Here is a 19897-nt window from a genome sequence, read left to right as displayed (position 1 = left end):
GCGTCGGCACGCTGCGTCAGGGTGCGTGGGCGCAGCGTCAGCCGTCGTCGTCGGCCGTCGACGGCCGCCCGCCCAGGGGCCCGCGCGGCGCCGCCGGCGCCGGGACCTGCGACAACCGGCCCAGCGCGAGCGCCGTCTGCAGCACGAACCGCTCCCGCGGCGACGAGGGCGTCCAGCCGCACACGTCCCCGACCCGCCGCAGCCGGTACCGCACGGTGTTGGCGTGGACGAACAGGGAGCGCGCGCACGCCTCGAGCGAGCCGCCGTGCTCCAGGTAGGCCGTCAGCGTCTCCAGCAGCGCCCCGCCCGCCTCCTCCAGCGGCCGGTAGGCGCGGTCCACGAGCGCCCGGCGCGCGGTCGCGTCGCCCGACAGCGCCCGCTCCGGCAGCAGGTCGTCGGCGAGCACCGGGCGCGGCGCGCGGGGCCACGCGCGGCAGGCGACCACGCCCGCGAGGGCGGCCCGGGCCGAGCGGGCCGCGACCGGCAGCGACGCGACCGTGGGGCCGACGACGACCGGGCCCTCCCCGAACTCGGTCGTCGCGAGCAGCTCGGCCGTCGCGAGGACGTCGGTCAGGCCGGACAGGACGACGACGAGCCGCTCGCCCTGCACGCCGACCAGGGCCTCGCCGCCCGCCGCCCGGACCACCTTGCGCACGCGCGGGACCACGCCCGCGGGGGCGTCGTCGCTGGAGGTGCCCATGACGACGGCCGTCGGGGTGTCCAGGCGCCAGCCCAGCGCCGAGGCGCGGGAGGCGATGGTCTCCTCGCCGTCGCCGCGCAGCACGGCGTCCACGACCAGGGCCTCCAGCCGCGCGTCCCACGCGCCGCGCGACTCGGCGGCGCGCGCGTAGACGGCCGCCGCGGCGAAGGCGACCTCGCGGGAGTAGCGCAGCAGCGACTCCCGCACGCGCGGCCGCTCGGCCGGCGCCCCGTCGCCGACGACGGCGTCGACGCCCTCCTCCACCACCGTGATCGCGGTGCGGACGAGCTCGACGGTCTGCTGCAGCGTCACCGAGCGGGTCAGCTCCCGAGGGACCGTCCCGAACACGTTCTTGTCCGCGAGGCCCGCCGGGTCCGGGTCCCCGAGCCAGCGCAGGAAGTCGGTGTAGCCGGCCTGCGCGACCAGGCCGACCCACGAGCGCTCGTCGGGCGGCAGGCCCGCGTACCAGGGCAGCTCGTCCATCCGCGCCGCGATGGCCGAGGCGAAGGTCCCCGCGGCCGCCTCGAGCCGGCGGACCGTGGCCGCGGACAGCTCGGTGGGGACGGTGGGCACCTCGGGAGCCTATGCACGCGGGGTCACCGGCGTCGCCGCGCGCGCGAGGCCCACCTGCGCGAGGACGGGCCGGGCTGATCGCCCTGGGCTAGGGTTCGAGCGCGCGGTGTCCCACCGCACACGCCGTCACGACCACCGGGGGAGCTCCGACCGCCGACCGTCCACCCGGACCGGCCGGCACCACCGGCCGACCCCCAGCCGGGGGAGCCGGAGGGCTGCGGGGAGGCGCTGTGCGCAGCCGACGGGGACGCCACGGAAGGGGACGCATGGGACTGCTCGACCGCTGGCGCCGGGGAAGCCCCGCGCCCGACACGACCGATCCCGCGCCGCGCCGCGCGGCCGTCCGGCGCCGCCGCCGGCGCCCCGAGGCCGCCGGCATCGCCGGGGAGGCCGCGCTGCGCGAGACGCTGCGCGAGGACCCCAACGACGAGCGCGCGTTCGCGACGCTGGCCGAGACCGTCCGCACGCGGGCGGCCGAGGGGCACGACGCGACGGCGCCCACGAGCGACGAGGCCCGGCGCGCGGCGGACAACGCCGTGTGGGCGCTGGCCGAGGAGCTGGCGCAGAGCCCGCGGGCCTGGCGGCCCCTGCTCGAGCTCGGGCGGCTGTCCCTGACCGACGACCGCGAGGGGGCGCTGCGCCGCCTCGGCATCGCCGCCGAGCGCGACGCCTCGGGCCGCGCGCTGGCCGAGGCGCTCGCGATCCTGCGCGAGGCCGGCATGCCGAACGACGCGCTCGGCCTCGGGGTCGGGCACTGGCGTCCGCGCGAGCACGACGTGGAGGCCGGCCGGCACCTCGTCGCCGCCGCCATCGACTCGGGTCGCCTCGGTGAAGCGCGCCGCCACCTCAAGGCGCTCGCGGAGCACCCCGACCAGGGCCGGGTCGCGCCGCTGCGGGCCGAGCTGGAGGAGGCCATCTCCCGCGCGGACAAGGCGCGGCACTAGCGGCACGGCCGAGGGGACCCGGCGACGGGTGCACCTCACGAGGAAGGGCCCCGCACCGGACGGTGCGGGGCCCTCCCTCGTGCTCAGCCGGTCAGCTCTCGCCGCCCGCGTTGCCGGTCGTGCCGGCGCGGACGTCGTGCAGCCGGTACTTCTCGATGGCCTGGCCCGGTGCGCGCCAGTCGACCTCGCCGCGCTTGGCGAGCATCTCCAGCGCCCGCACCGCGACGGAGGGGCCGTCGATGTGGAAGTGGCGGCGGGCCGCCGCCCGCGTGTCCGACAGGCCGAACCCGTCGGCGCCGAGGGAGGCGAACTCGCCCGGCACCCACTGCGCGATCTGGTCGGGCACGGCGCGCATCCAGTCGCTGACGGCCACGACCGGGCCGGGCGCGTCCTCGAGCTTCCGCGTGACGTAGGGGACCTGCGACTCGTCGCCCGGGTTGAGGAACGCGTGCTCGTCGCACGCCAGCCCGTCGCGGCGCAGCTCGTTCCAGCTCGTCACCGACCACACGTCGGCGACGACGCCGAAGTCGTCCCTCAGCAGCTGCTGGGCCTCCAGCGCCCACGGGACCCCCACGCCCGACGCGAGCAGCTGCGTGCGGGGGCCGTCGCCCTCGCCCGCGCTGACGCGGTGCAGGCCGCGGACGATGCCCTCGACGTCGACGTCCGCCGGCTCGGCCGGGTGGACCATCGGCTCGTTGTAGACCGTCAGGTAGTACATGACGTTCTCGGGGTCGTCGCCGTACATCCGGCGCAGCCCGTCCTTGACGATGTGGCCGATCTCGTACGCGTACGCCGGGTCGTAGGCCACGACCGCGGGGTTCGTCGACGCGAGCAGCAGCGAGTGGCCGTCACCGTGCTGCAGGCCCTCGCCCGTCAGCGTGGTGCGCCCGGCCGTGGCCCCGATGAGGAAGCCGCGCGACATGGTGTCGGCCGCCGCCCACAGGTTGTCGCCCGTGCGCTGGAACCCGAACATCGAGTAGAAGACGTAGACGGGCACCATCGGCTCGCCGTGCGTGGCGTAGGAGGAACCCGCGGCCGTGAACGCCGCGATGGCGCCGCCCTCGTTGATCCCGACGTGCAGGATCTGCCCCTGCGCCGACTCCTTGTAGGCCAGCATCAGCTCGCGGTCGACGGAGGTGTACTGCTGCCCGTGCGGGTTGTAGATCTTGATCGTCGGGAACAGCGAGTCCATGCCGAAGGTGCGGGCCTCGTCCGGGATGATCGGCACGACGCGCTGGCCGAACTCCTTGTCCCGCATGAGGTCCTTCAGCAGCCGGACGAACGCCATCGTGGTGGCGATCTCCTGCTTGCCCGATCCCTTCGCGGCGATCTTGTAGCTGTCGTCGCCGGGCAGGTGCAGCGGCGCGTGCTGCACGCGGCGCTGCGGCACGGGCCCGCCGAGGTCGGCGCGGCGCTTGCGCAGGTACTGGATCGCCTCGTCGTCGTCACCCGGGTGGTAGTAGGGCGGCGCGTAGGGGTCCTTCTCGAGCTGCTCGTCGGTGAGGGGGATCCGCAGCGAGTCGCGCAGGAGCTTGAGGTCCTCCAGCGTCAGCTTCTTCATCTGGTGGGTCGCGTTGCGGCCCGCGAAGTGCGGCCCGAGGCCGTACCCCTTGATGGTCTTGGCCAGGATCACCGTCGGCTGGCCCGTGTGGTTCATGGCCGCCTGGTAGGCCGCGAACACCTTGCGGTAGTCGTGGCCGCCGCGCTTGAGGCTCCAGATCTCGTCGTCGGACATGCTTGCGACGATCTTGGCGGTGCGCTCGTCGCGGCCGAAGAAGTTCTCCCGGACGTAGGCGCCGTTCTCCGCCTTGAACGTCTGGTAGTCACCGTCGGGCGTCGCGTTCATGAGGTTGACCAGCGCGCCCTGGTGGTCGGCGGCGAGCAGCGTGTCCCACTCGCGGCCCCACAGGACCTTGATGACGTTCCAGCCGGCCCCGCGGAAGAACGCCTCGAGCTCCTGCACGATCTTGCCGTTGCCCCGCACGGGGCCGTCGAGGCGCTGCAGGTTGCAGTTGACGACGAAGGTGAGGTTGTCGAGCTCCTCGTAGGCCGCCAGCTGCGCGAACCCGCGCGACTCCGGCTCGTCCATCTCGCCGTCGCCCAGGTACGCCCACACGTGCTGCTGCGAGGTGTCCTTGAAGCCGCGGTGGTGCAGGTACTTGTTGAACTGCGCCTGGTAGATCGCGTTCGCCGGGCCGAGGCCCATCGAGACGGTCGGGAACTCCCAGAAGTCCGGCATGAGCCGCGGGTGCGGGTAGGACGACAGCCCGTTCGGGGCCGCGGAGACCTCCTGGCGGAACCCGTCGAGCTGCTCGGCCGACAGCCGGCCCTCGAGGAAGGCGCGCGCGTAGACGCCGGGGGAGGCGTGGCCCTGGATGAAGACCTGGTCGCCGCCGCCCGCGTGGTCCTTGCCGCGGAAGAAGTGGTTGAAGCCGACCTCGTACAGCGTCGCGGACGACGCGTACGTGGAGATGTGGCCGCCCACGCCGATGCCCGGCCGCTGCGCGCGGTGCACCATGACGGCCGCGTTCCAGCGGATCCAGGCGCGGTAGCGGCGCTCGACCTCCTCGTCGCCCGGGAACCAGGGCTCGGACTCGGGGCCGATGGTGTTGATGTAGTCCGTCGCCATCAGGCTCGGGACGCCGACCTGCTGCTCACGGGCCCGCTGCAGCAGTTGGAGCATGAGGTAGCGCGCGCGCAGCTTGCCGCGCTCGTCGACGACCCCGTCGAGGGAGGCCAGCCACTCGGCGGTCTCCTCGGGGTCGATGTCGGGAAGCTGCGAGGGCAGGCCGTTGAGGATGGGGCCCTTGCCGGCGGGGCCGTTCCCCGCGTCGTCGCGTCTGGCCACGGTGGTGGTCCTCCCGCTGGAGTAGAGGGGCCCGCGGTCAGCGGGCACCCCCACAGGTTAGGCGTCCTCCGCCTCCCGGCACGATCCAGGTCCTCCCGGTCAGGGTCAGGCTCCGGGTCGGGCTCCGGCGCCGCCCGCCACCGCGCCCGGGGAGGCGGTCCCCGCCGCTGCCGCGCCGGCCTCGAGCCGCACGCGGTGACCGCCCGTGTAGACGTTCGCGGTGGGGGGGCGCAGGAAGCCGACGAGGGTCATGCCCGTCCCGCGGGCCAGCGAGACGGCCAGCGAGGACGGCGCGGACACCGCGGCGAGCACGGGCACCCCGGCCACGGCCGCCTTCTGCACCAGCTCGAAGCTGGCCCGGCCGCTGACCAGCAGGACGTGCGAGCGCAGCGGGACGCGGCCCGACCGCAGCGCCCACCCGACGACCTTGTCGACGGCGTTGTGCCGCCCCACGTCCTCCCGCAGGCACACCAGCCGCCCGTCGGCGGTGAACAGGCCCGCGGCGTGCAGCCCACCCGTGCGGTCGAAGGCCGGCTGCGCGGCCCGCAGCGCCGCGGGCAGCGACGTCAGCAGCTCCAGGTCCACCACGACGTCGTCGTCGTCGAGGGGGTGGACCGTGCGGTCGAGGACGTCGTCGACGCTCGCGGTGCCGCAGACGCCGCACGCCGAGGTCGTCGTGAAGGGCCGGGCGACCCGGTCGGTGACCAGCCGGCTGCCCGGCCGCGGCGTGACCTCCACCACGTTGAACGTCGGCTGCCCGTCCTCGCCGACGTCCGTGCAGTGCCGCATCGCGGTGACGTCGTCGGCGCCCGCGACGAGCCCCTCGGCGTGCAGGAACCCCAGGACGAGGTCGAAGTCGTCGCCGGGCGTGCGCATCGTGACCGTCAGCGGCTCGCCCGAAACGGTGATCTGGAGCGGTTCCTCGACCGCCAGCGTGTCCGGACGGGCCGTGCGGGTGCCCGCCGCGGCGTCCAGCCGTTCGGTGCGCGTGCGCGTCGTGACCCGTCCCACAGGGGTCAGGTTGCCACGCCGGGCGCCCCGCGCCACGCGAGCGCACGCTCTCTCGGCGACCCTCCCCGGGGGGCCACGGCCGCCGTCGCCCCCGCGCCGGGACGGGCCACGCCTTGCGCGCCGGGGGGGTTCTCCGCTGGACTAGGTGGTCCAGAGGCATCGGCGCGACCCGTCGGTGCCCGTCGTGGTCCCCCTGCGGGTGGGGCCTGAGGGAGAGGTAGGACAGCAGGTGAGCGCGACCGCGGACCCTGCCGCCGACCAGGCAGCAGTGGCCAAGCTGGGCTTCAAGCCCGGCCAGCTCGTCCAGGAGCTCGGCTGGGACGAAGGCGTCGACGACGACTTCCGCCGGGCCGTCGAGGACACCGTCGGCAGCGAGCTGCTCGACGAGGACGCCGACGAGGTGGCCGACGTGGTCATCTGCTGGTTCCGCGACGGTGACGGCGACCTCGTCGACGCCCTCGTGGACACGGTGACCAACCTCGGCGACGGTGGCATCGTCTGGCTGCTGACCCCCAAGAAGGGGCGCCCGGGCCACGTGCCCCCCGGCGAGATCGACGAGGCGGCCCCCACGGCGGGCCTCCACGCGACGAGCAGCGTCAGCGCCTCGGGCAACTGGGCCGGCACCCGCATGACGACGCCCAAGAGCGACCGCCGCTGACCTCCACCGCGGTGCCCGCGGACACCGTCCTCCGCGACCAGCACGGGTCCGCCGTCCGGCTCGGGGAGCTGTGGGCGCAGGGGCCCGCGCTCCTCGTGCTGGTGCCGGCGGCCTTCTCCACGCACTGCTCCGCAGAGCTCGGCGGACTGGCCTCGGCCGTCGACGCCTTCGACGACGCGGGCGTCCAGCTGGCCGCCCTGTCCTGCGACCCCGTGCCGGCCCTGCGGGCCTGGTCGGAGGCCGGCGGCTACCCCTTCCCGCTGCTCTCCGACTTCTGGCCGCACGGGGCCGCGGCGCGCGCACTCGGGGCCTTCGACGCGGAGCTCGGGGTGGCGCAGCGCCTCTCGGTCCTCGTCGACGCCTATGGGGCCGTGCGCTGGACGCTGCGGCACCCGCACAGCCGGGCCCGCTCGCTCGCGGACCACCTCGCTGCGCTGGACGCCCTGCCACCTGGTCGTCCCGGCCCGCCCGTGCACACCTGAGGCGTACGGTGGGCCGGCCCCGCGCCAGCGCCGGTCCGGGCCCGTAGCTCAGTTGGTAGAGCACCGCGCTTACACCGCGGCCGTCGTCGGTTCGAGCCCGGCCGGGCCCACCAGCACGACCGACCGGTCCCGCCGACCGTCCCGCTCGCCCTAGGGTGCTGCTCCGTGTCGAGGACCGCTGACGCCCCGCCCACCGCCGCACCGTCCGGCGCGCCCACCCTCGGTGAGGTCGTCGACGCGCTGCAGGCGCGGCACCCGCCGGCGTGGGCGCAGCCGTGGGACGCCGTGGGCCTGGTCGCCGGGGACCCGGAGACCGTCGTCCGGACGGTGCTGCTGGCCGTGGACCCCGTCGAGGAGGTCGTCGACGAGGCGCTGGCGCGGGGGGCGGACCTCCTGCTCGTGCACCACCCCCTCTTCCTGCGCCCCGTGACGTCGGTGGCGGCCACGACGCCCAAGGGCCGCGTCGTGCACCGCCTCCTGGCCGCCGGCTGCGCCCTCTACGTCGCCCACACCAACGCCGACGCGGCCAGCCCCGGCGTCTCGGACGCGCTCGCGCGGATCCTCGACCTGCACGACCTCGTGCCGCTGGAGCCCCTGGCGGAGCACCCGGACCACCCCGAGCTCGGCATCGGCCGCGTCGGCGACCTCGCCGAGCCGGTCCGCCTGGGCGACTTCGCCGACCGCGTCGCCGAGGTGCTGCCCGCCACCGAGCAGGGCGTGCGGGTCGCGGGGGACCTCGACGCGCTCGTGCGGCGCGTCGCGGTGTGCGGCGGCTCCGGCGACAGCCTGTTCGACGCGGTCCGCGCGAGCGGCGCCGACGTCTACGTCACGGCGGACCTGCGGCACCACCCGGCGTCGGAGGCGCGGGAGACGGCGGCGGGAGGCCCGGGCGACGGCCGCCCCCACCTCGTCGACGTCGCGCACTGGGCCAGCGAGTGGCCGTGGCTGGCCGGCTGCGCCGACCGGCTGGTGGCGGACCTGGCCGCGCGCGGCCGTACGGTTGGGGCCCACGTGTCCACCACGCGCACCGATCCCTGGACGCTGCGCGTCCCCAGCCGAGGAGAGTGACCGCTCGCGTGCCCAAGGCCCCGGCGATCGACCAGCAGAAGCTGCTGGACCTGCAGGCCGTCGACACCCGCCTGGCGCAGCTGGCGCACCGGCGGGCGACGCTGCCCGAGCAGAAGGAGCTGGACGCGCTGCTCGCCGAGCAGCGCACCGTCGGTGACACCGGCGTCGCGGCCCGCACCGTGGTCGGCGACGTCGAGCGGCTCGTCGCGAAGGCCGAGGCCGACGTCCAGCAGGTGCGGGACCGGGTGGCGCGCAACACGAAGCGGCTCGAGTCGGGCGCGGGCAGCGCCAAGGACCTGCAGGGCCTGCAGCACGAGCTCGAGTCCCTCGCCCGGCGGCAGGGCGTGCTGGAGGACGACGAGCTGGAGGTCATGGAGCGCCTCGAGCAGGCGCAGGCGGCCGCCGCGGAGGTCGCCGCCCGCGAGGCGGAGCTCGCCGCCGCCGTCGAGGCCGTCACCGCGCGCCGCGACGAGGCTCTGACGGCGGTCGCCGACGAGGAGCGCGCCGCGCTGGCGCGCCGCCAGGCCGTCGCGATGGGCATCGACGTGCCCCTGGTGCAGCTGTACGAGAAGGTCCGCGCGCGCACCGGGGGCGTGGGTGCGGCGCTGCTGCGCGCGCGCCGCTGCCTGGGCTGCATGTTCGAGCTGTCGTCCTCGGACGTCTCCGACCTGCGCTCGACGGCGCCGGAGGAGGTCGTGCTGCACGAGGAGTGCGGGAGGATCCTCGTCCGCACCGACGAGTCCGGGCTGTGAGTCCCGCCCCCGGCACCGGGCGGCACCTGCGCGTCGAGGCCGACGGCGGCTCGCGCGGCAACCCCGGCCCGGCCGGGTACGGCGCCGTCGTGCGCGACGCCGCGACGGGCGAGGTCCTCGCCGAGGTCGCCGAGTCCATCGGGCGCGCGACCAACAACGTCGCGGAGTACCGCGGGATGCTCGCCGGGGTCCGGGCGGCGCTGAGCATCGACCCGGACGCGACGCTCGACGTCCGGATGGACTCCAAGCTCGTCGTGGAGCAGATGTCGGGGCGCTGGCAGGTCAAGCACGAGGACATGCGGCGCCTCGCGAGCGAGGCGCGGGCGCTGCTGCCGGCGGGCCGCGCGACGTTCGGGTGGATCCCGCGCGCCCAGAACTCCCACGCCGACCGCCTCGCCAACGAGGCCATGGACGCGGCGGCGGCCGGCCGGGAGTGGCAGCGGACGACCACGCCCGCCGCGACACCGGCTGCGACGCAGGGGGAAGCGGCGGCGACCCGCAAGGCCCCCGCGGCCGCCCCGGACCGCGGGCAGCCGCTCGTCCTCGTGATGGTCCGGCACGGGTCCACCGCGCACACCGAGGAGCGCCGCATCTCGGGCCGGCACGGCGGCGACCCCGAGCTCACCGCCGGGGGCCGTGCCGAGGCGGCCGCGGCGGCGGCCTGCGCCGAGGTGGTGGGGGCCGACGTCGTCGTCACCTCCTCGCTGCGGCGCTCGCGGGAGACCGCGGAGGTCATCGCGCGCGCGGTGGGGGCGGAGCTCCTCGTCGACCCGCAGTGGGACGAGACCGACTTCGGCGAGTGGGACGGTTCCCGCGCCGCCGACGTGGTGCGCCGCTGGCCGGCGGAGTACGCGGCGTGGGCCGACTCCGCCGACGTCGCCCCGCCGGGCGGGGAGTCCCTGCGCACGGTCGAGCGGCGCGTGGCCGTGGCCCGCGAACGGCTCGTCGCGCGGTGGGCCGGGCGGCGGGTCGTGCTCGTCAGCCACGGCGACCCGCTGCGGGCGCTGCTGCGCGGGTGCCTCGGCGCGCCGTCCAGCGTGCACCGCGCCATCCACGTCGACCCGGGGTCGCGCACCCTGGTGCGGCTGTGGGCCGACGGCTCCGCGGAGGTGCTGGCCGTCAACCGGGTGTGAGGCGCTCCTCGCGGCGGCGGGCGACGAGGCCCGCCACCACGGCCGCGACCTCCCCGGGCGTGCGCCGGTCCGTGATCACCACGGGCCCGTACCCGGCGAGCGCGGCCGCGACCCGCTCGTAGCCCGCGAGCCGGGACAGCCGCCGTGTGCGCGCGGCGGGGTCGCCGCCCTCGCGCGTGATGCGCCGCGCCAGCTCCGGGCCGGACGCGTGCAGCGTGACGTGCAGGACGTCGAGCCCGCGCTCGCGCAGGGCGTCGAGCACGGTGTCCAGGGTGGCGGTGTCCAGCAGCGGGACGGGGACCGCGACGACGCGGTCGGTCCGCCGGGGCGGGGCCGCGTGGGCCGCCAGGCACGCCGCGACCCAGGCCCCGGCGGTCGCGGTCCGCCAGGCCGGCCGGGCCCGGACGTCCTCAAGGCGCGCCGTCAGCGGGCCGCCCGCGGGCAGGTCGAGCGAGGGCAGCCGTGACGTGGGCAGGCGTCGGGTCGGCAGGCGTCCGGTGAGGCGCCGCAGGTCGCTCCCGACGCCGCCGGGGTCGAGCGTGCGCGTGCCGGGCACGGCGGCCCGCAGCGCCCGGGCGGCGGCGGAGGCGCCCACGCCGCGGGGACCGTTCAGCCAGACGAGCACGCGGGGCAGCGTAGGACGGGCGGCCGGCGAGCGCCGGTCAGGCCGTCAGCTGCAGGGCCGCGGTCGCGGCCACGACGCAGACCACCGCGCCGAGCAGGCCGAGGGCCCCGAAGCGGGGCAGCGAGATGCGCACGCCCCGCGCCCGGCAGCGCTCCAGCCACAGCAGCGTCGCCAGCGACGCCCACGGCGTCACGAGCGGGCCGAGGTTCACGCCGATCAGCACCGCCACGAGCCGGGACCCGCTGCCCGCCAAAGGTTCCACCGCGAGGTAGGCGGGGAGGTTGTCGACCGCGTTCGCAGTGAGCGCCGACGTCGCGGCGAGCCGCAGGTGGGCGCCGAAGCCCTCGCCGGTCCCGGCGACGGGCGCGAGCAGCCGGTCCAGGCCCTGGGCCTGCGCGGCCTGCACGACGAGGAAGAGCCCGGCGACGAGGACGACGGTCCGCCAGGGCAGCAGGGCGGGGCGCAGCACCTCGGGGCGGCGCCGCGCGAACACCGCGACCAGGACGGCGGCCGCCACCGCGGCCGGGACGGCGGGGGTCACCCCGCTGACGAAGGCGGGGGCGAGCAGGCAGCACACGACCGCGGCCGTGCGGAAGAGGACGGGGTCGCGCGGCGGGCCGGGCGGGGCCGGGGCGTAGCCGCCGCGCAGGCGGCGCCGGTAGGTCAGGCCCAGCACGACGACGGCCCCGAGGAGCCCGGCCAGGAACGGGGCCCACGTGAGCCCGACGAACGTCGCGACGCCCGCGTCGCCGAAGCCCGCGAGGGAGTCCAGCGCAAGCAGGTTGGTCAGGTTGGAGACCGGCAGCAGCAGCGAGGCGGTGTTGGCGAGCCACACCGTCGTCACGGCGAAGGGCAGCGGGTCCAGCCGCAGCTGCGCGGCCAGCGCCAGGACGACGGGGGTGAGCAGGACGGCCGTGGTGTCCAGGGAGAGCACGACGGTCGCCACCGTGCCGAGGGCGACGACGAGCAGCCAGAGCCGCCAGGTGCGACCCCGGCCGGCCCGCGCGGCCAGCCGCGCGGCCGCGTCGAAGACCCCCGCGGCGTCCGCCAGCTCGGCCACGACCGTGACGGCGACGAGGAAGGCCAGGACGGGGCCGGCGCGGCGGCCCACCTCCAGGGCGTCCTCGCCGCTCAGCAGACCGGTGACGGCGCAGGCGAGCCCGGCGAGCCCGGCGATCCACCACACCTCAGGCGGCCGTGGGCGGCGCCTGGACCTGCAGCGTCCACGGCACCCCGGGCCGCGGCGGGGCGAGCAGCTCGGCGTCGAACGCCTCCCGCACCGCCTCGGCGAGCGCGGGCACGCTGCGGGGCGGACGGCCGGGGCGGGTGAGCAGGTGCCGGGCGACGAGCCCGCGCGTGTGCTTGGCGGCGTGCGAGACGACCGCACCGCCGGACAGGACGCGCACGGCCGCGGTCCGGGCCGCCGTCGCGCGGTCGGGGACCCAGGCCGCCGCGTAGGCCGCCGACCGGCAGTCCACGACCACCCCGGCCGGCGCGAGCACGCCCGTCAGGTGCCGGCGCCAGTGCGCCGCGAGCGGGCCGGTCCCGGGCAGGTCGGTCCCCATCGACAGCCGGTAGCCGGGGACGCGGTCGCGGGGGTGCAGCAGCCCCCACAGCGCCGAGACGACGAGGACCCGGCGGGCCGCGGCGGCGGACACGGTGGGCAGGTCCAGGGCGTCGTAGAGGACCCCGCGGTAGACGGCGGACGCGGGCGCGGCGGGCCGGGTGCGCAGGCTGGTGTTGGCGGCGACGACGTCGGCGAGGCCGCGGGGCGTGCCGAGCACCGCGGTGGCGTCGGGGCGGGCCGAGACCGCGACCAGCGCGTCCAGCACCTGCTCGCGGGCGGCGTTCAGCGCGGGGAAGGACAGGCGCTCGAGGTCGACCGGGCGCCCGCGCGCGGGCCCCGCCCACTTGGTCTCCGACGGGGGGAGCAGCACGAGCACGGTCGGCGAGCCTACGTCGTCGGCTAGGGTGCTCGAGGACGAGTCGGCCGGGCGGTCGCGTCGGGCCGGGAGACCGGTCCGCCGAGGAAAGTCCGGACTCCGAAGGGCAGGGTGGTGGGTAACGCCCACCCGGGGTGACCCGCGGGAAAGTGCCACAGAGAACAGACCGCCACCTCCGCGAGAGCGGGGGCGGTAAGGGTGAAACGGTGGTGCAAGAGACCACCAGCACGCCGGGTGACCGGCGTGGCTCGGCAAACCCCACCCGGAGCAAGACCAGACAGGCAGCGTTCGAGGGCGGCCCGCCCGAGCTGCCGGGTAGGTCGCTGGAGGCGTGCGGCGACGCACGTCGTAGAGGGATGACCGCCGCCGCCCGCACCGAGAGGTGCGGGCGCGCACAGGATCCGGCTTACAGGCCGGCTCGTCCACCCCTGTGCCGCTGACCTGCGGCGATGAAGCTAGTGGACCGCGCCAGTCCAGTCCTGGTCCAGTCCACCTCCGCCGAGAACTGCATCCACCGCGTCCCGAGTCCGGTCCTCCGAGTCCGGCCAGAGGTGCGAGTAGGTGTCGAGTGTCTCGGCGGCGTTCGCGTGCCCTAGCCGTGCCTGCACCGTCTTCACCGACTCGCTGTGCCGGATCAGCAACGACGCGTAGTAGTGCCGCAGGTGGTGGAACGTGAGAGTCGTGGGCAGGTCAGCGGACTTGATCGCCGGTCGCCACACACGCGCCGAGAACGCCGTCCTTCGCATCGGCTGCCCATGCGCGTCAGTGAAGACGAACCCCGACGCGGCAGGGAAGTCGCGAAGGTGCGCGGCGAGGGCGTCGACGACGACGCGGGGGAGCGGGATGGTCCGCACGCTCGCCGCCGTCTTCGGGGGGGCGAGGAACGGATCGCGTCCTGGCACCGTCACGAGCTGCCGGTCGACGACGAGACGACGCCGGAGGAAGTCAACTCGATCGACTGTCAGGCCGAGGCACTCGCCGTGCCTCATGCCGGTCCCTGCGGCCAACGTCACGAGCGCCCGCCATCTCGGTGCGATCGCTTCCTCCAGCCGACGGACCTCCTCCGTGGTCGGCGGGATGACCTGCGACGAGGTGACCTTCGGCAGCCTCGTCCCCGTGCACGGGTTCGCCACGACCCGCCGGTCACGGACCGCCGCTCGGAAGATGCCCGAGACGATGCCGTGCACCACGCCGACGGTCGACGGACTCAGCGGCGCCCTCCCGGTCACCGGGTCGCCGGTCGCGATTCGCTTCACCCACGCTTGCACGTCGCTCGGCAGGATCGCGCCAAGGGCGCGATCCCCGAGGAAGGGGTACGCGTGTCGGCGGAGTGATGTCTCCGTGTGCGCCTGCGTCGTCGGGCGGTGCACCTGCGCCGTTCGCCACTGCTCGGCGTAGTCGTGGAACGTCAGTCGCCCGGCCGCCGGGTCGACGTACTGCCCCGTGACGATGCTGGCTTCGCGCTCCCGTAGCCACTTCTCGGCGTCCGACTTCTTCTCGAAGGCCCCGCTTCGCCAAGCACCGCTCGGCTCCTGATAGCGCGCAAGCCAGCGCTTGCCCGTGCCATGCCGGACGCTCTTCCTCCGCTGACCGTCTCCACGCTGGCTCGCGTACCACCGGTCCGATACGGCCCCCATCAGTCCTTCTCCTCCCGTTCGCGTCGAGCGAGCTCCCCTGCGGCGATGCCGCGCTGAACTCGCTGCAAGCGGATCCAGCCGTCGACCTCGACGTCGGGGACGCCCGCTTCCTCGGCGGCCGCGGCGGCGTCTGCCGCGGGCCCGAGGACGTCGAGGTGTTCGAGCAGCTGGTCGATCGTCCAGGTTCCCCTCCGTTCGTGCGGCCGGCTGTTCTCCACGAAGCGTGCGTGGCGATCGGTATCGAAGGGTGCGTCCTGATCCCACGGTGTGCGGGGCGCCTCCGTGCCCTCGAACCAGGACCACACGCGCCGCGCAGCCTCGGCCAGGGTCGGCGTCACGGCAAGAACTGTTTGATCCGCGGCGGGCGTGAGCATGAGGCGCGCCGGGGACACCTCGAGTGCGACGGAGAGGGCGACGAGGTCGTCCACATCGACGCGCCTGCTCAGGTTCTCGATCTTGCTGAGCCCACTCACGGCGATGGGCTGTCCCAGCTGTTCGAGGCGAGACGAGAGGTCGGCCAAGCCCAGGCCCAGTGCCTTCCGCAGGGAGGTGATGTTTGCGGCGACTCGGCGGGCGGTGGGGCCGGGGTCACGAGACGTTGTTGGCATAAAGACGATTCTAGCGTCATGGTTGCGCGATGTCGCCAACTCTGGTCAAGTGGCAGACAACGGCGAATGACAACCGTCAGATTCGCCAGAATGGAGACGCTTGTGCCACGGACTGCGGCGACGCCGACCTACCGGTCGCCCGAGTGGCTCGCTGAGCTCCTCGGCGTCCCCCTCGCCACGTTGTACCGCTGGTCCTCGCGAGGGGAGGGGCCGCCGACCTACAAGATCGGCCGTCATCTGCGCTACCGGGAGGACGAGGTTGTTAAGTGGGTAGCCAGCCGGCGAGCGGGCGGCGCCGGATGAGGGCCGTACCAAGGAGCGGCCCCACGCCGCAGCCTGGGACCGCCCATGACGAGGTTGCCGCCACCGTCACCCCGAGCGTCTTAGCCACCCCCGACGACCTCCAGACGCCGCGACCGGTGACCCTCACCGACTTCGTCGACGGCCTCGACGCCGACGCCTCACCCACCGTCCTGCGCATCGACGGCGACCAGGTCCTCGTCGCAGCCACGCACGTTCGAGAGCGCTCGGAGGTCGTGTCCCTAGGCGTCGGCCTCGCCGCGGTCTACATCCGGAGGTGCGAATGAACGTCAGCGCCACCCTGCGCATCGACGTGCGCGCACGGGCCCGCCGCGGCCGAGGCGCCATCCAGCTCACGCACGCCGCCGTCGTCACCGCCCCGGCCGGCTGCACCGTAGAACTCCTCGTCGACCGCGGCTACCCCGACCAGCGCGTCGTCGACGTCCTGTGCGCCTCGCGGGTCGGCTCGGTGCAGGTGCACGCCGACGACCCCGCGACGCTCACCCGCTGGTTCAGCGCGCTGCGCCAGCAGACCTGCGACCCGATGTTCGGCGTCGTGACCGACGTCGCGCACGACTACTCGCTGAGATTCTCCGCGTGAGCGAGGCGTGGCACGGGCCCGTCGATCCACCCTGGGACGACGACGTGGCCGCGGACCCTGGCCTGCACGCTGCCGAAGCCCGACAGGCCAACCTCATGCGGGAGCAGCTGCTGCTCATGCGGGCCCGCCGCGACGCCCAGGATCAGCTACGCGCCGAGCAGGAGGCCCTCCTGCCCGACGACGTCGACGCGGGCACCCTCGGTGAGCTCCTGGCCAGGGAGCCCGCGCCGCCGGCACGCATCCGGGGCCTACTGCCCGCGGGCGGCCGGGCGACCCTTGTCGCGGCACGCAAGGCGGGGAAGACGACCGCGACCGCGAACCTGGCGCGCTGTCTCCTGACGGGGGAGCCGTTCCTGGGTCGCTTCCCCGTACGCCCGCTGCGCGCCAGCCAGCGCGTCGGCATCCTGAACTACGAGGTCAGCGCCCACCAGATGGCTGTGTGGCTCGACGAGCACGGCGTCGACCACGACCGCATCTGGGTCCGCAACCTGCGCGGACGGCGGAACCCGCTCGCCTCAGCCCACGGGCGCGAGAAGCTCGTCGACCAGCTGCGCGCCGCCCGCGTGGGCTTCCTCATCGTTGACGTCTTCGGCCGCGCCTTCACGGGCGAGGACCAGGACTCCAACTCCCAGGTCGGTCGCTTCCTCGCCCAGGGCATCGACGTCGTCCTGCAGAACGCCGACGTCGACGAGGCCCTCCTGACCGTGCACGCCGGCTGGAACGGGGAACGGACCCGCGGCGCCTCCGCCCTGGAGGATTGGCCCGACGCCATCTGGAAGCTCACCCGCCCCGGTGACCCCGACCGCGACGAGCACGCCATCCGCTTCTTCTCCGCCGAGGGCCGCGACGTCGACGTCGCCGAGGACGCGCTGGCCTTTGACGTCAGCACACGGACCCTGACCTTGACCGGAGCCGGCGGCCGCCACGCCGCGCGCGCGCGCAGCAACGACCAGGACCTCCTCGCCGAACTGCTGCCTCTGCTGGCCGTGCAGGACGGCTTGTGGGTCGGGGAGCTCGAGCGCCGGCTCGCTGCTCACCGCGGACACGGCGTGAAGAACGGCTCCGTGCGTCAGGCCCTCGAGTACGGCCTGCAGTCCGGGCAGCTCACCAGCACTCCCGGGCACAACCGCCGCGTGCACTGGCACCTCGCCCAGGACCAAGAGCCTGGGGCTGACCAGCCTGAGGCTCGCCTACTGGAGCTGCCCCAGGCGGCGACGGAGGCAGCAGCCCAGCCTGGACGGGTGTCGTGACTCGGGTCGGTCATCCCCAGTCCTCCCCGGTCATCCCCAGTCCTCCCCGGTCATCCCCAGTCCTCCCCGGGACTACCTCCTTCCGGTGTTCCCGTGGTCCCCGACCTCTAGGGAGGGGACCAGGGGAGCACCACCCCGGGGACACCAGAAGCATGCCCACGGACGGCCCGGTGGTCCCCGCCGTTGCTGGCCCAGTCCCACCCCTGCAGGAGGCTCGACTCCCGTGACCGGCCGAGCCGCTTCCTACCCCGGCGTTCCCGACCACGACTTGTCGCAGTGGCAGAAGGTGACCGCCGCCTTGGAGGAGCACGGGCCGCCGCCGTGCGCTGCGTCACCGGAGGCGTGGTGGCCGGTGGATCGTCGCGATGAGCTGGCCGCGGAGGTCGCGGCGCAGGTGTGCGCCCGGTGTCCGCTGCTGGATCCGTGCGGGCGGCACGCGGCCGAGGCCGGTGAGCGGGACGGCGTCTGTGGGGGGGTAAAGCGTGCCGCGCTGCCCCGGCGGCGGGCGTCGTGATCGGGCCGACGCACTGGGCGGCCTACCTGCATGGCCCGTGCGTGCTCGTGCCGGATGAGGTCGCACTGCTGCTGGATCGGCGGCTGGATCTGTCGAGGCTGCGGGTGGCTGTGCGCGGTGAGAACGCGGCCGTCGACTCGGTCCTGCTGGCGCTGCGCCATGGGGCGATGCGTGCGGCCGCTTCCGCGGCGACTTCCGCAGACGGAAGCGAACCGCGGAAGCCCGACGTCGAGCAGGCAGGGTGGCAGGGCACGGTTACGACAGGGCAGGCAGCGGAACAGCTGGGGTGCTCGGCTCGGCGCGTTCGGCAGCTCCTAGAGGCCGGCCGGCTTCGCGGTCACCGCGAGGCCGGCCGGTGGGTTGTGACCGTCGGGGACCTGCAGGAGTTCGCGAATCGCCGCACGGCGGCCTGAACAGGAGGACCAGCTGATGAGCTTCGACAAGACGACATGGCGCACCGCAGCGGACACCGCCCGCCAGCGCGCGGAGCGCCAAGTGGCGAAGGTGCAGGCGAACCCGAACCTCAGCGACGCGGGTAAGGCGCGTGCGCTGGCCCGGCTCTTCACCCAACACCGCGAGGAGCTCGCGCAGCTGCAGGCGGAGATGAACGGGCGGGCGGCGCAGACCGCGCGGCAGCTGGAGCGCCAGCTGTTCGGCACGAGCGACCGCGACGGCCAGCAGGACGCGATCTCCCGTCGAGACGCCGAGGACCGCGCCACGCAGCTGGCCGCGAAGCCCGCGCAGGCGCAGGCCGTGATGGCCCGGGCGCTGCGCAACGGTGACATGACCCTCGCCAACGCGATCGCGGAGGTCGCCCACACCCAGGCTCAGGCGCCGATCGGTTCGGCGGGCTGGTCGGAGGTCATGGACCTGTGGCTCGAGGCGCGACCGGACGCGGCACCACAGTTGCAGGAGCTGGTCAGCGTCGCGGCGCCCAGCATCCAGGACAACTTCATCGACGGGGCCCTGTTCCGGCCGGCGAAGCCTATCGAGATCGCTTCTTTGACCGACGGCGTCATCGAGGCACTGGCACAGGCGAGCGACGCGGCGATCCCGGCGCCTATGAACTACTCTTAGCGCACGCAAGTGCAGGTCGTAATTCACGGCGACTGCAGAACTGCGCGCATTCTAATACCGCATGACCGAATAGGGCAAGTAGCAGTCGCGCCTCCTCCCTACTTGAACTAACGAAAGGTACGAGTTCGGCTGCCTCATACGCCGCACCAGGGGAGGCACCGCGGCGGCTGTGTCACGAGTGCCGAGGTGGCGGTAAACGAGATTAAGTTTGAGTTTCGCTTAGCGCTCGGTTGTGATCTTCTGCCGGCCAGTGGTTGGGTCGAAGTTCACCGTTGGGACCTCTGAGCGTGGACGGTAGGGTCGTTCTACCGTCGCCCTGAATCGACATGACCTGCCCCCACGTTAACCCTTTCGTTTCAACGAGCTGGGTGCCGCCGAATGCAGCGCCTATCATCTGCGCGCCACCCAATTCAGCCTGACCCATGTCTAGCTCGGTTAGCTCTGCGTAGAATAACTTCGCCGAGGTGAAGTCGGCGTTCTTTACTTTAGCTGCCGTGAGTACACAGTTGTTCAAAGAGGCCATCGTAAGGATTGCTTCGGTGAGGTCCGCGCCTCTCAAGTCGGCCGAACTGAGACCAGCTGCGGTCAAGTCCGCTCCCTGCAGGTGCGCCCCCCTCAATTCTGCGAACCCCATCCATGCGCCCCGCAAATTCGCGCCTTCCAGGTGGGCCCCATTCAAGCGGGTCCCCAGGAGTTGCCGGTCGTGCAAGTCCACCTGCTGAAGAAGTGCGCCATTCAATCTAGCGCCCTGCAGTCTTGTTCCGGTCAGCCGAGCTTTTCGGAGATCTGCGCCATCTAGCGTCGCGGTCGTCAAGTGCGCTTCGTGAAGATTGGCAGCCGTGAGGCATGCCCGCCGCAGGTTGGCGCCCTCCAGATGGGAGCGGGACAAGTCGACCCTGACCAAATAAGCGTCAGTTAGGTCAGCGCCTCGGAGGTTGGTGCCGCTCAGATCAATCTTGTGGTGGTCCAAGTTGCCGCGGTCGGAAGCGGGGAGACTGTCTAAGTGAGCGCGGCGTCCGAGAATAGTCAACGCAACCTGGACGTCATTGAAAGGTCGGGGCGTGTGTTTCGACATTAGGCGTCGCCACCGTGGCACGTAGGACTCAGCGCGGATGGCTTCGGTGGCGGATTGAGGCGGCCAAGGAGCCCGGTGCCGAATATAGGCGGCCAAGA

At 74.0% G+C, this 19897-nt stretch carries 22 protein-coding genes, 1 tRNA gene and 1 other RNA gene; 15 read left to right on the top strand and 9 right to left on the bottom strand.

What is annotated here, in order from left to right:
• Nucleotides 1–37: 37 nt before the first annotated feature.
• The gene (locus tag GTR02_RS02040) at nt 38–1273 is read right to left on the bottom strand and encodes a PucR family transcriptional regulator (protein ID WP_338073517.1); all 1236 of its coding nucleotides are present in this window, start codon (nt 1271–1273) and stop codon (nt 38–40) included.
• Nucleotides 1274–1539: 266 nt separating this feature from the next.
• Here GTR02_RS02040 and GTR02_RS02035 point away from each other — a divergent pair, with 266 nt between their 5' ends.
• Entirely contained in the window at nt 1540–2217 is a 678-nt protein-coding gene (locus tag GTR02_RS02035; protein WP_205708458.1) for a hypothetical protein, read from the top strand.
• A 91-nt stretch (nt 2218–2308) separates the two neighbouring features.
• On the opposite strand, the gene aceE is transcribed toward GTR02_RS02035, so the two are convergent.
• Nucleotides 2309–5065 carry a pyruvate dehydrogenase (acetyl-transferring), homodimeric type gene (aceE, locus tag GTR02_RS02030; protein ID WP_166605807.1) on the bottom strand — a complete coding sequence of 919 codons (2757 nt, stop codon included), beginning with the start codon at nt 5063–5065 and terminating at the stop codon, nt 2309–2311.
• Between the two features lie 105 nt (nt 5066–5170).
• The gene (gene fdhD / locus GTR02_RS02025; protein ID WP_166605806.1) at nt 5171–6076 is read right to left on the bottom strand and encodes a formate dehydrogenase accessory sulfurtransferase FdhD; all 906 of its coding nucleotides are present in this window, start codon (nt 6074–6076) and stop codon (nt 5171–5173) included.
• Between the two features lie 229 nt (nt 6077–6305).
• Between fdhD and GTR02_RS02020 the strand changes: the two genes are divergently transcribed.
• The 6 genes from GTR02_RS02020 to GTR02_RS01995 all read left to right on the top strand — a co-directional run bounded on the left by GTR02_RS02020 (nt 6306) and on the right by GTR02_RS01995 (nt 10169).
• Entirely contained in the window at nt 6306–6734 is a 429-nt protein-coding gene (locus tag GTR02_RS02020) for a DUF3052 family protein (RefSeq protein WP_166605805.1), read from the top strand.
• A gap of 11 nt (nt 6735–6745) precedes the next feature.
• A complete protein-coding gene (locus GTR02_RS02015) occupies nt 6746–7216 on the top strand; it encodes a redoxin domain-containing protein (RefSeq protein ID WP_205708457.1) in 471 nt (156 codons plus the stop codon).
• Nucleotides 7217–7253: 37 nt separating this feature from the next.
• Nucleotides 7254–7329, top strand: a tRNA-Val gene (locus GTR02_RS02010).
• A gap of 52 nt (nt 7330–7381) precedes the next feature.
• Entirely contained in the window at nt 7382–8284 is a 903-nt protein-coding gene (locus tag GTR02_RS02005; protein ID WP_166605804.1) for a Nif3-like dinuclear metal center hexameric protein, read from the top strand.
• 8 nt (nt 8285–8292) lie between these two features.
• A complete protein-coding gene (locus tag GTR02_RS02000; RefSeq protein ID WP_166605803.1) occupies nt 8293–9036 on the top strand; it encodes a CT398-like coiled coil hairpin domain-containing protein in 744 nt (247 codons plus the stop codon).
• Nucleotides 9033–10169: a bifunctional RNase H/acid phosphatase gene (locus tag GTR02_RS01995; protein ID WP_166605802.1), complete on the top strand. Its 1137-nt coding sequence runs from the start codon at nt 9033–9035 to the stop codon at nt 10167–10169. The genes GTR02_RS02000 and GTR02_RS01995 overlap by 4 nt, the downstream gene beginning before the upstream one ends.
• On the opposite strand, the gene GTR02_RS01990 is transcribed toward GTR02_RS01995, so the two are convergent.
• The 3 genes from GTR02_RS01990 to GTR02_RS01980 are packed head-to-tail and all read right to left on the bottom strand — an operon-like array spanning nt 10156 to nt 12737.
• A complete protein-coding gene (locus tag GTR02_RS01990) occupies nt 10156–10794 on the bottom strand; it encodes a hypothetical protein (protein ID WP_166605801.1) in 639 nt (212 codons plus the stop codon). The two genes, GTR02_RS01995 and GTR02_RS01990, sit on opposite strands and share 14 nt — an antisense overlap.
• A gap of 37 nt (nt 10795–10831) precedes the next feature.
• Nucleotides 10832–11980 carry an SLC13 family permease gene (locus GTR02_RS01985; RefSeq protein ID WP_166605800.1) on the bottom strand — a complete coding sequence of 383 codons (1149 nt, stop codon included), beginning with the start codon at nt 11978–11980 and terminating at the stop codon, nt 10832–10834.
• A 1-nt stretch (nt 11981) separates the two neighbouring features.
• Entirely contained in the window at nt 11982–12737 is a 756-nt protein-coding gene (locus GTR02_RS01980) for a peroxide stress protein YaaA (protein ID WP_166605799.1), read from the bottom strand.
• 39 nt (nt 12738–12776) lie between these two features.
• On the opposite strand from GTR02_RS01980, the gene rnpB reads away from it, so the two are divergent.
• An RNA gene (rnpB, locus tag GTR02_RS01975) (RNase P RNA component class A) lies at nt 12777–13162 on the top strand.
• A 30-nt stretch (nt 13163–13192) separates the two neighbouring features.
• Here the strand turns inward: rnpB and GTR02_RS01970 are convergent.
• Nucleotides 13193–14374 (bottom strand): tyrosine-type recombinase/integrase, encoded by a 1182-nt coding sequence (locus GTR02_RS01970; protein ID WP_166605798.1) that lies wholly within the window; start codon nt 14372–14374, stop codon nt 13193–13195.
• Nucleotides 14374–14895: a hypothetical protein gene (locus GTR02_RS22295; RefSeq protein WP_205708456.1), complete on the bottom strand. Its 522-nt coding sequence runs from the start codon at nt 14893–14895 to the stop codon at nt 14374–14376. The genes GTR02_RS01970 and GTR02_RS22295 overlap by 1 nt, the downstream gene beginning before the upstream one ends.
• Nucleotides 14896–15000: 105 nt before the next feature.
• Between GTR02_RS22295 and GTR02_RS24850 the strand changes: the two genes are divergently transcribed.
• The 7 genes from GTR02_RS24850 to GTR02_RS01930 all read left to right on the top strand — a co-directional run bounded on the left by GTR02_RS24850 (nt 15001) and on the right by GTR02_RS01930 (nt 18724).
• Nucleotides 15001–15285 carry a helix-turn-helix transcriptional regulator gene (locus GTR02_RS24850; RefSeq protein WP_420814674.1) on the top strand — a complete coding sequence of 95 codons (285 nt, stop codon included), beginning with the start codon at nt 15001–15003 and terminating at the stop codon, nt 15283–15285.
• Nucleotides 15286–15401: 116 nt separating this feature from the next.
• Nucleotides 15402–15569: a hypothetical protein gene (locus GTR02_RS01955; RefSeq protein WP_166605796.1), complete on the top strand. Its 168-nt coding sequence runs from the start codon at nt 15402–15404 to the stop codon at nt 15567–15569.
• A complete protein-coding gene (locus GTR02_RS01950) occupies nt 15566–15883 on the top strand; it encodes a hypothetical protein (protein ID WP_166605795.1) in 318 nt (105 codons plus the stop codon). The genes GTR02_RS01955 and GTR02_RS01950 overlap by 4 nt, the downstream gene beginning before the upstream one ends.
• Nucleotides 15880–17133 carry an AAA family ATPase gene (locus GTR02_RS01945; protein ID WP_166605794.1) on the top strand — a complete coding sequence of 418 codons (1254 nt, stop codon included), beginning with the start codon at nt 15880–15882 and terminating at the stop codon, nt 17131–17133. Before GTR02_RS01950 ends, GTR02_RS01945 begins: the two co-directional genes overlap by 4 nt.
• An 85-nt stretch (nt 17134–17218) precedes the next feature.
• A complete protein-coding gene (locus tag GTR02_RS24845; protein WP_420814673.1) occupies nt 17219–17647 on the top strand; it encodes a WhiB family transcriptional regulator in 429 nt (142 codons plus the stop codon).
• Complete coding sequence (locus GTR02_RS24115; protein WP_166605792.1) at nt 17644–18060, top strand: helix-turn-helix domain-containing protein; 417 nt, start codon at nt 17644–17646, stop codon at nt 18058–18060. Before GTR02_RS24845 ends, GTR02_RS24115 begins: the two co-directional genes overlap by 4 nt.
• 16 nt (nt 18061–18076) lie before the next feature.
• Complete coding sequence (locus GTR02_RS01930) at nt 18077–18724, top strand: hypothetical protein (RefSeq protein WP_166605791.1); 648 nt, start codon at nt 18077–18079, stop codon at nt 18722–18724.
• Nucleotides 18725–18926: 202 nt separating this feature from the next.
• Here GTR02_RS01930 and GTR02_RS24840 read toward each other — a convergent pair whose 3' ends face one another.
• The gene (locus GTR02_RS24840; RefSeq protein ID WP_420814675.1) at nt 18927–19799 is read right to left on the bottom strand and encodes a pentapeptide repeat-containing protein; all 873 of its coding nucleotides are present in this window, start codon (nt 19797–19799) and stop codon (nt 18927–18929) included.
• Between the last annotated feature and the right edge of the window lie 98 nt (nt 19800–19897).

This window comes from Kineococcus siccus, assembly GCF_009906795.1.
In the GTDB taxonomy this organism is placed as follows: Bacteria; Actinomycetota; Actinomycetes; order Actinomycetales; family Kineococcaceae; genus Kineococcus; species Kineococcus siccus.
This window is presented reverse-complemented; position numbering and strand designations above follow the sequence as displayed.